This is a genomic window from Edaphobacter sp. HDX4, assembly GCF_036877565.1.
Lineage (GTDB): Bacteria > Acidobacteriota > Terriglobia > Terriglobales > Acidobacteriaceae > Edaphobacter.
In genome coordinates, this window is sequence record NZ_JAEDXW010000023.1 from 36,803 (window position 1) to 50,304 (window position 13,502).

The window sequence follows — 13,502 nt, forward strand, 5'->3', positions numbered from 1 at the left end:
TGTGACTGACACGATGGTTGTATGGATTCGCATCTTCCATAGCTGGAGATGCGATGATGAAGAAGAAGGAGTCGAGCCTACCGCATGTTGCCGGAACTGCATTCCATTCTGAACTTACTTGAAGGTGGATTCTCCCAGCTGAAGATACTTGTCGTGGGAGATATCATGCTGGACCGCTATATTCATGGCGAGGTGGAGCGTATCTCTCCCGAGGCTCCAGTTCCTGTGCTCCGACATGCGCAGCGTTATGAGCGTGCGGGCGGAGCTGCCAACGTTGCCATGAACCTGGCCGGACTGGGCTGTAATGCTGTCCTCGCGGGATTCTGGGGAGCAGACCCGGAACAGGAAGAGATCAAGACGCTTCTCGACCGGGCGGGTGTGGATACGGTCGGTGTGGTCTCCAGTTCGCTGCCCACGATCTCCAAGACGCGCATCGTCGGCAGGATGCAGCAGCTGTTGCGGCTGGACATCGAGAGCCGGGAGGCTCCCCCCGAAGTCGAGATGGAGCGGCTGGTCGAGAGAGCGACCTCGCTGGTCGATAAAGTTCATGCTGTGATCCTGTCCGACTACGCCAAAGGGGCGCTTTCGCAGACACTGTGCCGGGCAGTGATTGAGGCAGCCACGACGAAGGGGATTCCTGTGCTCGCTGATCCCAAGACCCCCGATCTAGGCAAATACTCCGGAGCAACCTCAGTTTGCCCAAACCTGAGTGAGCTCTCGCTGGCGACAGGCATCTCATCGCATCAAACGGAAGCTTTGCTCGATGCCGGGCAGGATCTGGTCACGAAGCACGGGATCGAATTTCTAACAGTGACGATGAGCGAGAAGGGAATTGCCCTGTTGTACCCTGACCGGAGGTATCACTCTCCAGCGCGTGCACGTGAGGTGTTCGATGTCTCCGGTGCGGGAGATACAGTGATTGCAACACTCGCGGCGTGCCTAGCGGGCGAGTTGCAAGTGGAATCTGCGGTCGATCTGGCGAATCTTGCCGCCGGCATCGTTGTCGGCAAGATGGGTACTGTACCCATCGCGCAGCATGAGCTGATTGCGGCTCTCACACCGAGCACCAATCTGACAGTGGGCGAGAAGATACTAGACCGTGAACGGGTCGCCAAGCGCGTTGCCGAGTGGCGCGCTTCGGGAGAGAAGATCGTCTTCACCAATGGCTGTTTTGACCTGTTGCATGTGGGGCACATAACACTTTTGGAAGACTGCCGTAGGTTTGGCAGCAAGCTCGTTCTTGGGCTCAATGCAGATGCATCCGTCTGCAGGCTTAAGGGCCCAACCCGTCCTATCGTGGGAGAGAATGAGCGTGCCCGGGTGATGGCGGCGCTGGCTTCGGTGGATGCCGTCGTGCTCTTCGCAGAAGATACACCGCTGGAGCTGATCCGGGTGTTGAAACCCGATGTGCTGGTGAAGGGCGGCGACTATACGATTGACACTGTCGTTGGTCACGAAGAGGTCTTTGCATTCGGTGGAAGAGTCGAGATTGTTCCCACCGTCGAAGGCTTTTCAACGACGAATATTGTTCGAAAACTCATGGGGATCCAGGAGAAGGAAAATTGATTATTGTTACCGGCGGTGCAGGTTTTATCGGAAGTAATCTCGTCCATGAACTCAACCGGATCGGCCACAAAGACATCCTTGTCGTGGACAATCTGGCTCCTGCACCCAATCTAAGCGGCCCGAAGTTTCTGAACCTCGAAGGTGCAGCGTTCTCCGACTACATGGATAAACGCGAGTTCCGGGAAGCACTGGAAGCCGGAGCTTTTGGGGGCGCAACCATCGAGGCCATCCTGCACCAGGGAGCCTGCTCGAATACGCTCGAGGATGACGGCCGGTACATGATGGACAACAATTTCACCTATTCCAAAGAACTCCTTCACTTCGCCCTCGATCATAAGATTCCATTTGTCTATGCATCCACTGCAGCCGTGTACGGAGCGAGCACGAAGTTTACGGAGATCCCGGCGAATGAACGTCCGCTCAACGTTTACGGCTATTCCAAACTCGTCTTTGATAACTATGTGCGACGGCTCATGCCGGCGATGAAGAGTGCGGTTGTCGGCCTGCGCTACTTCAATGTGTATGGCAAGCGCGAACAGCACAAAGGGCGCATGGCGAGCGTGCTTCATCACTTCACCAAACAGATGAAGGATACGGGTACGATCCGCATGTTCGAGGGATCCGGTGGCTATGCCGACGGGGAACAGCGCCGCGATTTTGTCTTCGTGCGTGATCTCGCCCGCATCAATATGTTCTTCGGAGGGCTTCTACCGGAGCAGGTTGCTTCTCCCGATGTGCGCGCGGTCGTCAATGCTGGGACAGGAGAGGCCCGCACCTTCAAGGCTGTGGCGGAAGCTCTCATGCAAGTGCATGGTCCGGCCAAGATCGAGTACATCCCGTTTCCAGGCGACCTCAAGAATCGTTACCAGCACTTTACTGAGGCAAACGTTCAAGGGCTACGTGCCGCCGGCTATCATGATCCGTTCACGACGCTTGAAGACGGCGTGAAGCAGACCTTTACTGACTCAGGCAAATATCTCGAGTAAACATGGAGTTTTCAGCCTGTGAGTGGCCAAACCCTTCGACTTTCTCCTGCTCTGGTGCGAGATATTCGGAGAATCCGTAGCCCGGGTAGGAGGGGTACGGAGTTGCCTGCTCTCCCATTCAATAATCTGGAAGAGGAGATTTTATGGCTGACTACCCTTTCAAAACGCAGAGGCAACGGATACGTCAGCGGAGTTGCCGGGTTTCTGGATCAGCACGGCGCCCGGAGAGATGTCCCAGGCATTCGGCTACCGTTTGCTCAAGTCTGGACAAACGTTCATTGACTGAGATGCATCCTTCTTAGGCAGCGAGTCTATATGGTCGGGAGCGCCGGTGACGTCATTTGAGGGCAGGAGACGTGTTGTCATAGAAGAGATCAAGCCGGTGGTCGACGGAGGTCGATTCCCAGCGAAGAGGATAGTTGGTGATGACATCAGTGTCAGTGCCGCCATCTTCTCAGATGGCCACGATCATGTAGCAGCGCGGCTCCTCTACAAGCCGGAGGAGGAAAAACTATGGAACTCCGTTCCTATGCATCTCGTGACGAACGACATCTGGACGGCTCAATTCACTCCCGACCGCATCGGAGTTTGGCTGTTCCGCGTCGAAGGATGGGTAGACCATTTCGATACCTGGTCGGATCAGCTCAGTAAGCGACTCCTCGCCCAGCATCGTCCTGCCACCCAGCCAGCGACGGTAGATGACCAGAGTCTGGAATCGGGCGCCCAGACTAAACCGCCAGCAGGCGCCGAAACTGGGAAAGAAATCCCTTTGGCGCTTCTCACGGGCGCAAAGTTACTTCATGAGATGGCTCTGGAGATCAAGGGATCGGATGCCGATCAGATGAAAGCTGTAGCCTCTCAGTTTCGGCATCTGGCTGAAGAGCAGAGAGACTACTATGACAATCCGGTTACGGACGATATCAAGGCACTCGTTGCACGTAACCCTGACCTGAGATTAGCATCTGCGTCGGACGACTTCCAGATCCTGGTTGATCGCGAACGAGCTCGCTTTTCGAGCTGGTATGAGTTCTTTCCAAGGTCATTGGGCCTCCGGGGTCAACATGGAACTCTGAGAGATGCAGCAGAACTCATTCCTTCGATAGCGAGTGCCGGATTCGATGTGATTTATCTGCCTCCCATTCACCCAATCGGACGAGCGTATCGTAAGGGAAAAAACAATAATGTAGAGGCTGGAGCCGAAGATGTCGGGAGTCCCTGGGCTATTGGCAATGAGGACGGAGGGCATACTGCCATTGCTCCTGAACTTGGTGGCTTCGACGATTTTAAGCAGATGATGAAGGTGGCACTCCAGAATGGAGTTGAGATTGCGCTGGACATAGCATTCCAGTGCTCGCCTGATCATCCTTGGGTAAAAAGTCATCCTGAGTGGTTTTCGATCCGCCCGGACGGTTCTATTCAGTACGCAGAAAATCCTCCGAAGAAATATCAGGATATCTATCCACTTAATTTCGAATCGAGTGATTGGCGCGCTTTGTGGGAGGAGCTGTTCAACGTCTTCGCATTCTGGATCCAGCGGGGAGTAAAGATCTTCCGTGTGGACAATCCTCACACGAAGGCATTTCCCTTCTGGGAGTGGTGTATCTCCAGGATTAAACGCCTCCATCCTGAGGTGATCTTCCTCTCGGAGGCATTCACGCGTCCTCACGTGATGTACGGCTTAGCAAAACGCGGCTTCACTCAAAGCTATACATACTTCACCTGGAGGACTACGAAGCAGGAGCTGGAAGAATATATGACAGAGCTCATTTCAGAGCCGGTATGCGAATTCTTCAGGCCTAACTTCTGGCCTAACACTCCCGACATTCTTCCCGCCATTTTGCAAACGGGATTACGCGCCGCATTTGTGCAACGCGTAGTCCTGGCTGCCACGCTGTCTTCCAACTATGGTGTCTATGGCCCCGCGTATGAACTGCTCGAAAGTGAGAGGCTGCGTGAGAAAAGTGAGGAGTACGCAAATAGCGAGAAGTACGAGATCCGGAGATGGGATAGAGATCACGAACGTTCTTTGATGCCGCTCCTGAAGACCCTGAATGATGCCAGGATGGCGCATGCTGGTCTGCAGCGAAACGACACGCTGCATTTCCACCCGACAGACAATCCTGAACTGATCTGTTATAGCAAGACCTCAGGCTCCGATGTGATCCTGGTAGTCGTCAATCTTGACGTGAATAATACTCAAAGCGGCTGGACTGATCTGCATTTGTCGCAGATCGGCCTTGCATCGGATCGCCCTTATCTTTGTAGCGATCTACTGGATTCGTCGACGTATGTCTGGAACGGCTCACGGAACTTCATCCGGCTCGACCCGGCGGTGATGCCAGCCCACGTCTTTCATATTGATGGTTCGAATCATCTCGAGAATGAGGCACACGTGTGAACAAGAGAAAATCGGGGAGCGCCACGGACCCACTGTGGTACAAAGACGCCATTATTTATGAACTCCACGTAAAGGCCTTCTCGGATTCGAATGGCGATGGCATCGGTGATTTCCCGGGTCTTCTGAGCAAATTGGACTACCTTCGGGATCTCGGGATTACCTGCATATGGCTGCTACCCTTCTTCCCATCTCCCCTGCGCGATGACGGCTACGACATCGCGGACTACATGGATGTGAATCCTGCATATGGAACGCTGAATGACTTCAAGGCGTTTCTAAGCGAGGCGCACAAACGTGGTCTTCAGGTAATGATTGAGTTGGTCATCAATCACACGAGTGACCAGCATCCCTGGTTCCAAGCCGCACGGCGCGCTGCCCCCGGAACGCCCGAGAGAGATATGTATGTCTGGAGCGATACGGACAAGCTTTTCAGCGGCGTCAGGATCATCTTTACCGACACCGAAAAGAGCAACTGGACTTGGGACGAGGAGGCGAAAGCCTACTATTGGCATCGCTTCTTTTCTCATCAGCCTGATCTCAATTTCGACAATCCTCGTGTTCTCGAAGAAGTCCTTCGCGCGATGCGCTTTTGGCTGGATATGGGAGTCGACGGACTGCGCCTCGACGCGATCCCATACCTTGTGGAGCGAGACGGAACCAGCTGCGAAAATCTCCCTGAGACCCACGTCCTCATTCGCCAGATACGAGAAGCCATCGATGAAGAATATGAGAACCGCCTCGTTCTTGCAGAGGCAAACATGTGGCCGGCCGACGTTCGACCGTACTTCGGGGATGGTGATGAATGCCACATGGCATTCCATTTCCCCTTGATGCCAAGAATCTATATGGCTCTTCGCCAGGAAGATCGTCTACCGATAACGGAGATCATGGCGCAGACCCCCGACATACCGGAGAACTGCCAGTGGGGATTGTTCCTTCGTAATCACGACGAACTCACGCTGGAGATGGTCACCAACGATGAGCGGGATTACATGTACTTTGCCTATTCGGCAGATCCCCGCATGAGGGTCAACGTCGGCATTCGTCGAAGGCTTGCGCCCCTGTTGGATAACAATCGGCGTCGCATCGAGCTGCTGAATTCTTTGCTTTTCTCCTTTCCAGGAACGCCGATCCTCTATTACGGCGATGAACTTGGAATGGGAGACAACATCTACCTGGGCGATCGAAACGGTGTCAGAACACCGATGCAGTGGAACAGCGATCGCAACGCAGGATTCTCCCGAGCAACTCCCGCAAAGCTTTACTCTCCCGTCATCATGGATCCAGTGTGGGGATACCAGGCAATCAACGTCGAAGCCCAGGAAGGTGATACTTCGAGTCTGCTGAACTGGACCCGCAATATGATCGCTTTGCGTAAGCTTTTCCGGGTCTTCGGACGAGGTTCACTCTCCTTTCTCAAACCCGACAATCGTAAAGTGCTGGCATACGTGCGAGAGTATGACGGCGAGCGGGTGCTCTGCGTCGCTAACCTCTCCCGGTTCGCACAGGCAGTCTTCCTGGATCTCAGCAGATGGGAGGACTCCGTTCCCGTGGAGATGTTGGGGTATGTCACCTTTCCCTCCATCGGAAAAGAGCCCTATGTACTGACTTTAGGTCCGTATGCCTTTTTGTGGTTGGAGCTGCAGGAATCGACCCGGGTACAGGAAGCTCCTGCAATCAGTGCTCCCATCGAAAGTACTGCACTCGTCACCGAAGTTACAGACATCATGTCTGGGCCTGGCCTCGAGCTGTTCCAGGAATCGATGTTGCCGAAGTACTTGTGCCAGCAGCGTTGGTTTGGCTCTAAAGCCAAAACCATCCAAAATGTCACTGTATTTGATTGGGCGAAACTACCCAACGACGACAGCCTCTTGCTTCTTCTTCAGATCGCATACAAGGAAGAGGAGCCGGAAACTTATATTCTGCCAATTGCTCTTGTCTCCGACGAGATAACGGTAGAAGAGCGGCACCTTATCGGTCACATTGCTGGCCCGGGAACTGAGAGCAATCAGGTGATTGTGGATGCTTTGGCTCTGCCTGGCACGAGGGAGGCCCTCCTCGAGATCATCCAGGGCGACAAGAGTATCAGCTCAGCCAAAGGCACGATACAGGGCATCGCAGGTCTCCTTGCAAAGGAAGCTCCCTCCTCGCAAACCTCACGATTGTCTTCTGCAGAGCAGAGCAACTCGTCGATCCTATTCGGCGATTCACTCATTCTCAAACTTTTCAGGCGAGTGCAACCAGGCATCAATCCAGATGTGGAGATTGGCAAGATGCTTACCGAGGTTGTGAAGTTCCAGCATATCGCTCCCTATGCTGGAGAGATTGTTTATAAGGTCACGGATCAAGACACGGCTGAGGAGAGTGAATATGTGTTGGCACTCCTGCAGGGTCAGGTTCGCAATGTCGGTGACGGATGGTATTGGGCTCTGGAACAGCTGCAAAAAGCGCAGACAAGCCCAGCGCCAGAAGATGTCCTTGAGTACTTCGAGACAGCAATAGAATTGCTTGCTCAGCGTACCGCGGAGATGCATTCTGCTCTAGAACAAGCGAAGGGGCCAGATTTCGATGCCATCATTGGATCGCCCGAGATGTTCGCTGAGGAAGCAAACAAATTCAGAGGTCAGATTGCCGCCACGTTCTCAGCACTGAGACAACGGTTCTCGGGGCTTCCCGACGACCAGCTTACGGATGCCGCATCGCTGTTTACAAATCGGCAACTTATCGAAGCCTTCGCAGACAAACTTGCTGATGTCGACGTGAGCGAGTCCGGTAGGCGGACTCGAATACATGGAGACTTCCATCTCGGCCAGGTGCTGCGTACGCAAGATGACTTCGTCATTCTCGATTTTGAAGGCGAGCCGGTGAAATCGCTGGAGGAACGCCGGACTCGTAAATCTCCTCTACGGGATGTGGCAGGGATGCTGCGTTCCCTCAGTTATGTCGTCGCAGTATCCATTCAGCAGCAGACGGATCCAGATGGCCTTCTGAAAGCTCGGGAACAGACCTTCAAAACGCGCTATTTGGACGGCTATATTCTCGCGCGCTCGGAGAAGTTGACACCCGCGATGCAGACGATGCTCAAGGCCTATCTCTTAGAGAAAGCCCTTTACGAACTCGAATATGAGCTCAATCATCGTCCTCTGTGGGTAAACATACCGCTCAGAGGTGTCCTGGAGATTATCCAAGGCACTTGGAAGTGAGGGAATGGAGTCGTACCAATCTTCATGGTCGCTCACATCGACTTAGAGATGCACGCGAGGGCACCCAACGAGGGCAATCCGGTGTGGGAGCACTGGCTTATCCCGGGCGTCTCTTTTATTTATATTGTCGCGGTATTTGATGAAGCAGTGGTTTGAATGGTGAGAGCGCTGGGGCTCGAACCCAGGACCAACGCCTTAAAAGGGCTAACTTGGCTTCCTTGCATAGCGTCGCAACGTTTCGCAAAAAGTGGCAAATCCTCAATGTTAAAGCTGGCTTTACATCGGTAGTTGGGTTTGATCCGTCGCACTGTGTCGCAACGGATACGACGATTGTGTATCACGTTTGTATCACAATTTACATGGTCGAAGACCATCGCCTCAAGGAAGGTAATGTGTTACACGTAGAGCTTGCGTGTCACATTTCTTCTTAAAGGGGGATCAGTGCCTAAGAAGCCCAAGGCGGTGACGGGGGTGTACGAGAGAGATCCAGGAAGCGACCTTTGGTGTGCCCGTCTTCGGGTTCGAGGGAAACTTGTCCGGAAGTCGTTCGGGAGAGGACCGGCTGGACGGAGTGCAGCTATCGATTGGGTGGAGAAGGCGAGAACAGTTCGGCGCACGGGGGAAGGGATCCTGCCACCGACCGCGAAGCGACCCGTCCTGACCACCAAGGAGGTCGCGATCCTCGGCGACACCGGGGGTGTCACGGCCGGAAAACTCTGTGATGGTTTTTTGGCTTACATCAAGCACCACCCTGAAGAATACAGGGATCAGAAGAATCCACCGGTCCGGATCGCCAAGATCAAAGATGTATTCGGAGATCGAATAGCCAGCGGTCTCAAATCGTCGGAGATCGAGACCTGGCTAGATGAACTGAAAGAGGACCGAAAGCTCGCCAATGCGACGATCAACAAACTGCGCGGAAGTTTCTCCATGATATTCCAGCACGGCAAGCGGAAAGATCTGGTCGATATAAACCCTGCTGCCGATGTTCCCCTTCGCGACGTAGGTAATGGCGTCGAACGCTATCTGTCGGAAGCCGAGGAAAAGCGCCTCCGTGAGGTACTTCAGAAGGCGATCGATGCCTGCGATCCAATCCGGCAGCCAATCCTTAGGAATCATGCGGTACAGCGAAGGATTGAATTCGACTTCGCCCTGAAAACAGGAGTTCGAAAGTCGGAGCAGTTCAATTTGACCTGGGCCGATGCGGACCTGAAGCGGCGCATCATGCGCCTTCGGGTCACCAAAAACGGGAAGCCTAGAAACGCTTTCATCATCGATGATGTTGCGGCGGACCTGAAACAGCTTCAAGAGATGACCCTTGGCAGGCGGGATGGCAGGCAAGACGCCGATCTGGTCTTCTCGAAGACGGACAACCACAAGTGGTTCAATGCATATCTGAAGGAAGCCAAGATAAAGAACTTCCGCTGGCACGACCTGCGACACACCTTTTGTTCCCGGTTAGTACAGGCGGGGGTTCATCTTTCCGTGGTCCGCGAAGCGGCTGGTCATGCGTCATTTGCCTCAACTTTACGGTACTCGCATTTAGCGCCGTCGCAGATCCATGACGCGCTGGCGGTGCTTAACTCGACCAAGCAGGTATGAATAATCTGAAACCGCAGCGCTCTCTGCCTGACAGGGCCCTGGCTCAACTGCCCTAACGGGGAAGCTGGTACCCGTTCGGGCCTTTTACGTTTAGGCGGCAGCTACAGTCCCGACGTGATCACGTCCAGCGAACCTAACGAGCTCGGCATGCGCAACCAGGATGCGGGTGCCGATCCGGCGCACTTTGAGCTCTCCGCTGGAGATCAAGTAATCCAGGGAGCGGACGCTGATTGAAGTCATCCTCGCTGCCGTTTTGCGGTCGTAGAGCAGGCGGAGCTCGGAGGCGTCGGCGGTGGCAGTCTTACTCATTTCTTTACCTTTCTTGCTACTCAATGCGGTCTCATGCGAGGCCATGAGGGGTAATACCGCGCCAGGCCGCCGGACCTTGATTATGGAGAATGTAAAAATCCCACCCCCTGACCAGGAGGTGGGATCTGCTCAGACCTCCATGTAGTCGAAGTAGGCAAGCGGGTTAGATGAAGAGGGAAGCGGCGCGTTCCTATCTCCCCTGGCCGTGGGTTTCGCGGCTCCGACGAAGCCCGACGTTGGGTTGATATCGACGAAGGTGGCTGGGATGTTGGCCCCGCGTCGGGCCTTACACGATCCAACTTTGACAGCCCCTCCGGCACTGATCTCGTCGTTGGTGTAGACGTAGAAGCAGTTGTCGAGCGACTTGTCCAGCTCCGAGTGCATGAAGATACCAGTCGTTTCCCATGCGCCGTCCTGCGCGGTCGCCTCCTCATACCCCTTCCGGCTGCCTTGGATAGGCGTCACGATTGACACTCCCCGCCCGCTTCCTGCATTCAGGGCCAGCTGCTTGGCATCTTGAATGATCGAGACCATCCGCTCCTTCGCCTCCCACCCGGATGGCAGAGTAACGAGGGTGAGGTAATCGATAACGACGAGGTCAACGGGATAGTCGGAGTTCGTCTCGCGCTCGATGGCCCGCTTGATGTTCTCCCAGGTGCGGTCGCGACCAACGTCCGCGATGATAAGGTTTCGACCGGCAGTCTGTCCGAAGTCCGGCCCAACCTCGTTGAATAGGGCGCGTTCCTCATCTCGAGAGAGTCTTGCATCGAGAACTTTATTTGTGCTCACAGTGCAGTGAGGATCGAGCACATGAGCGTGCATTACCCACTGTGCGGTGAGTTCTTCGCCAACGCTTGATTCGAGTGGGATGTAGAGGACTCGATGCCCAGCCCGCGCGGCGTTATACGCGATGGTGCGCGTGGTAGCCGACTTCCTCTGGCCGGTATAACCTAGGACGCCGTTGAGTTCGCCGCGCCGAAGGCCCCCGAGGAGCTCATCGATTGCGGAGATCCCCGTCTTAATCACGCGGCGGCCAGTGCGCTCGTCCTCCGCTGTAGCCGCGTACTTCGCGATCATCTGCTCCGCGAGCGTATCAGCGGTGACGGTTGGCTCGTCACTCATGAGCACCTTCGAGCTCCACTCCATGATGTAGGTCAACGCATCGCGGGTGCCCGATAGCTGGGGATGGTCCTTGCCCTTGGGATTGTCGACCGCTCCCATGGTGATCATCTTGGCGTTTGCCAGGATCGTAACCAGACGTCGGACCTCGAAGTCGCGCTTACGCAGGTCCAGCTGCATATCAAGGTCCAGGTGTGAGAGCGACTTCAGTTGGTCTGCCTGCTTGTCATAGTCATCGAGCAGGTCAAGTATGGCCTTCGGCCTCTGCTTGCTGGTGACGATCTGCGTGCAGATATCCCGGGTCGGTGTCGAGCCGTACTGGTGGTAATAAGCGACGAGTTCTCCGAAGAGCCTCTTTTCCTCTGGGAGGCTGACACGCTCGAGGGTATAGCGGCTCTTGTGCACCCACTCCATCACGTGGTGGGTGCGCTCCTGCTCTTCTTCGGTTGCATCCTCCCGGATCATGGCGTGGATGATCTGAAAGAACGGGCGCTTGTCTAGCTCTTGCTCGTCGTACATTACTGGACCTCTTTCGGTTCCGGGGTGAAGGTAATGGTGGTGCCTGATGGCGCGAATGCAAAGCGGCGGATGATTGAATCCGCATAGTAGGGGACCGCGCGATCCCACTTCTCCACGAGATCGATCGGTGCCATGTTGGCAGCGGCAACGATCTGACCGTTCGCCGAGTACACGGAGTCGATCAGCGAACCCAGGAAACTCATCCGGGACTCGGTCGGAGAGAACTTGTCCAACTCATCAAGGAAGAGGCAGGGCCGCATGCTTTGACGGCTGACCTTCTCGACGAGCTCAGGGGTGATTCGCGGGAAGGCCAGCGAGGGATCAGACTTGCGGGCCGAGGCGGCTTCGACGAGCTCAGGGGCGGAGCACAGCCAGACGGGCATCGTACTTAGGTGCTCGTGCTGCGCGGCGGTCGCGTACAATGCCTGTCTATAGAGGGCGTGAAGGAAATGCGTCTTTCCTGCGCCGAACATACCCGCCAGATAGTAAGAGCCGGAGGGATTCACCTTCACCAGCGCGATTGCGTCTCGCTGGCGATCCATATTGAACAGGTCGGCGAGATCCTCTTGCGGCTTGAGCAGATGAACGGCGGCGTCCTTAAACCGGGGCGCGACCTGTTTCCAGTAGCGCCAGTAGGTCCGCAGCGGCGAGCATACGAGGCATCCGGGAGGTGAGATTCGATTGCACTGCGGGCAGGGGGCCTGACCGAGGGCAACGAGTTCCTCGAAACGCATGCGCTCAAGGATTTCGTCGATGGTTAGTTTTTTGTTGTCCATTTCTTCCTTCTTATGTAATTCGCGGGTTTGCAAAGCGTTTGGCTGATGAGGTGGCGGTGGCGGGACGACTGTAAGTAGGTTTGGGCGCTGGTGTAGGCGCGGAGGCCGCGCCGAACGACGGTTTATCGGTGGGCAGATATAGGTCGAACCGCTCGACGGCGATCCGGTGACGTTTCACTTGCCTATCGGGGACCTCCACTGACTTATGGAGGAACCCGGCGCTGATCAGGTTCCTCAATGCCTGATGCGTTCGCCGGTAGTGAAGGCCCGCATCCTTGGCGAGGGTGGAGATCGATGCGAATCCCGTATCTTTAATTCGCTGCACCTTGCCGTTCTCGGGAGGCTCTGTGATGGCCGCGAGTCTCCTCGCTATCGCCTGAAGGACCCACCAGTCCGGAGCTTTGAGGCCCGCCGCGTAGAGGTCATCTCTCATATCGATTGCTTGGTGGAGACGCTTGGAGTTGCAATAGCTCAGTGCCACTTCAGGATCCAACTTCCGTTGGCTCGGTGGCCGAGACGAAGTAGCTGATCTTGCCGGATCGAAGACGTTCGATCAGGCCCACCCTAACAAGTCGTTGCGTGATCTTCATTGTGGTTACGGCTGACGCTCCGGTGATCGTGGACAACTCACTGAGTGATAGGGGCCGGTCCGCAGTTCGGATTGAAGTGAGCGTCATCCGAGTCAGGGGACTCATGGGCGGTGGTGGTAGTTCGTGCATCAGTTGCTCCTTGGCCGCCCAGGCGGCATGAGGGGTAATACGTCTTCCTGGAAGACGCCCCCCAATATGGGTGCTCCTTCCAGGAGCTTTATTTTGCCTCTCATCAATGCGTCCGATATCAAGTTCGGCGTGCACTTTTGTTTTTGGCGTGTTGGGTATTTTTGTTCTGGATCGATTGTTCGATTGCCAAGCTTGAATCAGCCGAATGTCACCTATGCATGACGTGCAGGGGACCTATGCATGACGTGCAGGGGACCTATGCATGACGTGCAGGGGACCTATGCATGACGTGCAGCTGAAGTACT

9 protein-coding genes are annotated in these 13,502 nt (G+C 55.2%); 5 read left to right on the forward strand and 4 right to left on the reverse strand.

The window, feature by feature from the left end:
• The first annotated feature begins 84 nt into the window (after positions 1-84).
• The 5 genes from hldE (at position 85) to JAO29_RS18905 (ending at position 9,755) form a co-directional block, all read left to right on the forward strand.
• Positions 85-1,566, forward strand: a complete 1,482-nt coding sequence (gene hldE / locus JAO29_RS18885; protein WP_334269823.1) for a bifunctional D-glycero-beta-D-manno-heptose-7-phosphate kinase/D-glycero-beta-D-manno-heptose 1-phosphate adenylyltransferase HldE — start codon at positions 85-87, stop codon at positions 1,564-1,566.
• A complete protein-coding gene (gene rfaD / locus JAO29_RS18890) occupies positions 1,563-2,552 on the forward strand; it encodes an ADP-glyceromanno-heptose 6-epimerase (protein ID WP_334269824.1) in 990 nt (329 codons plus the stop codon). Before hldE ends, rfaD begins: the two co-directional genes overlap by 4 nt.
• Positions 2,553-2,883: 331 nt before the next feature.
• Positions 2,884-4,950, forward strand: coding sequence for an alpha-1,4-glucan--maltose-1-phosphate maltosyltransferase (locus tag JAO29_RS18895; RefSeq protein WP_334269825.1), 2,067 nt, complete (start codon positions 2,884-2,886; stop codon positions 4,948-4,950).
• Positions 4,947-8,153 (forward strand): maltose alpha-D-glucosyltransferase, encoded by a 3,207-nt coding sequence (gene treS, locus JAO29_RS18900; protein ID WP_334269826.1) that lies wholly within the window; start codon positions 4,947-4,949, stop codon positions 8,151-8,153. Before JAO29_RS18895 ends, treS begins: the two co-directional genes overlap by 4 nt.
• A 441-nt stretch (positions 8,154-8,594) precedes the next feature.
• Positions 8,595-9,755 (forward strand): tyrosine-type recombinase/integrase, encoded by a 1,161-nt coding sequence (locus tag JAO29_RS18905; protein ID WP_334269827.1) that lies wholly within the window; start codon positions 8,595-8,597, stop codon positions 9,753-9,755.
• A 90-nt stretch (positions 9,756-9,845) separates the two neighbouring features.
• On the opposite strand, the gene JAO29_RS18910 is transcribed toward JAO29_RS18905, so the two are convergent.
• The 4 genes from JAO29_RS18910 to JAO29_RS18925 all read right to left on the reverse strand — a co-directional run bounded on the left by JAO29_RS18910 (position 9,846) and on the right by JAO29_RS18925 (position 12,911).
• On the reverse strand, positions 9,846-10,064 hold the full coding sequence (locus tag JAO29_RS18910; protein ID WP_334269828.1) for a helix-turn-helix domain-containing protein: 219 nt from the start codon (positions 10,062-10,064) through the stop codon (positions 9,846-9,848).
• Positions 10,065-10,193: 129 nt separating this feature from the next.
• A complete protein-coding gene (locus tag JAO29_RS18915; protein WP_334269829.1) occupies positions 10,194-11,702 on the reverse strand; it encodes a DnaB-like helicase C-terminal domain-containing protein in 1,509 nt (502 codons plus the stop codon).
• Entirely contained in the window at positions 11,702-12,478 is a 777-nt protein-coding gene (locus JAO29_RS18920; protein ID WP_334269830.1) for an ATP-binding protein, read from the reverse strand. The genes JAO29_RS18915 and JAO29_RS18920 overlap by 1 nt, the downstream gene beginning before the upstream one ends.
• Before the next feature lie 10 nt (positions 12,479-12,488).
• Positions 12,489-12,911: a hypothetical protein gene (locus JAO29_RS18925; protein WP_334269831.1), complete on the reverse strand. Its 423-nt coding sequence runs from the start codon at positions 12,909-12,911 to the stop codon at positions 12,489-12,491.
• Positions 12,912-13,502 lie beyond the last annotated feature (591 nt).

Excerpts from the sequence above, each read along its gene's own strand:
- hldE (WP_334269823.1), top strand. The coding sequence starts at position 85 with ATGTTGCCGGAACTGCATTCCATTCTGAACTTACTTGAAGGTGGATTC.
- JAO29_RS18910 (WP_334269828.1), bottom strand. The coding sequence starts at position 10,064 with ATGAGTAAGACTGCCACCGCCGACGCCTCCGAGCTCCGCCTGCTCTAC.
- JAO29_RS18915 (WP_334269829.1), bottom strand. The coding sequence starts at position 11,702 with ATGTACGACGAGCAAGAGCTAGACAAGCGCCCGTTCTTTCAGATCATC.
- JAO29_RS18920 (WP_334269830.1), bottom strand. The coding sequence starts at position 12,478 with ATGGACAACAAAAAACTAACCATCGACGAAATCCTTGAGCGCATGCGT.
- JAO29_RS18925 (WP_334269831.1), bottom strand. The coding sequence starts at position 12,911 with ATGAGAGATGACCTCTACGCGGCGGGCCTCAAAGCTCCGGACTGGTGG.